We start from the raw sequence: 1064 nt of genomic DNA on the forward strand, positions 1-1064 counted from the left end.
TGTACTTGTATGTCGATCGCTCGCAGGATGTAAGCAAGCTGCCTGAGGGCTTGATGCTGGCTTTTGGGTCTCCCACAAAAGTAATGGATATTGTTTTGACGCCCGAGAAAAAACTCGCGCGCGCAGATTCAGAAAAAGTGTTGGCTGCGATCGAGGAGCAGAGTTTTTATCTTCAGATGCCGCCGACAGATCAGGATGCGGATGCAAATCTGGCAATGGCACCGCGAGATGCGTTAAATGGCTGATGCCAAAGTACCATTTTGGGAGCTTAAAACGCTCGCTGAAATGAGCGTTGGCGAGTGGGAATCTCTCTGTGACGGTTGTGCAAAGTGTTGCTTGCACAAGTTGCAGGACGAAGAGACGGATGAAATTTTTTATACATCTGTCGCGTGTGAGAAGCTTGATCTCGATACGTGTCGCTGTTCTGTTTACGAACAACGACTACATTATGTGCCTGACTGTCTTGACCTAACGCAGGGGAATCTGGATGAGCTGAGTTGGCTGCCCAGTTCTTGCGCTTATCGCATTGTTGCTGAGGGGCGCAGGTTGCCAGATTGGCATCATCTGGTTTCTGGTGATTTTAAAAGCATCCACAAGGCGGGTATGTCTGTCGTAGGTCGTGTTGTTTCTGAAACTGAAGTTCCTGCGCAAGAGTTGGAGCTTTATATTATCGACGAGTTTAAAACGGAAAACTGATTGTGGCTTTATTGTCTTCTTATACTATTGCCTGGCTCATTTATCTTCTCTCCGCCGTTGGGGCGATGATCGTCTTTTGGCGCTTAACTCGAAACCTCAAGTGGCGCCGCACGAGACGCGTCCTTAGGATTGTGGTTGCAGTGACTTTGCTGACGCCCATGAATATTGTCTCGGGAGGCTTTTGGCTCGCACCAGCATTTTTGGTCGCAGCCTATGCCTTGGCGCAATCTCACATGGAAATCGTGCAGCAGGCACTTACTGTTATGGCGGGCGCTGTAGGGGTGATGGTCGTTGTTGTCTTGCTTGAGTCGGTAGGTCGGCGCCTGCTCGGTTTGAGGTATGGGGAATGATAAAGCCTGGGGTGTATC

Annotated in this window: 3 protein-coding genes; all 3 read left to right on the forward strand. The window is 49.7% G+C overall.

Features of this window, described 5'->3' with window-relative positions; genetic code table 11:
* Nucleotides 1-245 (forward strand): YcgL domain-containing protein (locus A3751_RS18810; RefSeq protein WP_068458545.1); only part of this gene is annotated, 245 nt, incomplete at its 5' end.
* Entirely contained in the window at nucleotides 238-696 is a 459-nt protein-coding gene (locus A3751_RS18815) for a YcgN family cysteine cluster protein (RefSeq protein WP_068453951.1), read from the forward strand. The genes A3751_RS18810 and A3751_RS18815, both read left to right, overlap by 8 nt.
* A gap of 158 nt (nucleotides 697-854) precedes the next feature.
* The gene (locus A3751_RS22305; RefSeq protein ID WP_156498818.1) at nucleotides 855-1046 is read left to right on the forward strand and encodes a hypothetical protein; all 192 of its coding nucleotides are present in this window, start codon (nucleotides 855-857) and stop codon (nucleotides 1044-1046) included.
* Nucleotides 1047-1064 lie beyond the last annotated feature (18 nt).

It is taken from the genome of Oleiphilus sp. HI0080 (assembly GCF_001635135.1).

What these genes read in the sequence shown, in the direction of transcription:
- A3751_RS18815 (WP_068453951.1), top strand. Translation starts at nt 238, where the DNA reads ATGGCTGATGCCAAAGTACCATTTTGGGAGCTTAAAACGCTCGCTGAA.
- A3751_RS22305 (WP_156498818.1), top strand. Translation starts at nt 855, where the DNA reads ATGAATATTGTCTCGGGAGGCTTTTGGCTCGCACCAGCATTTTTGGTC.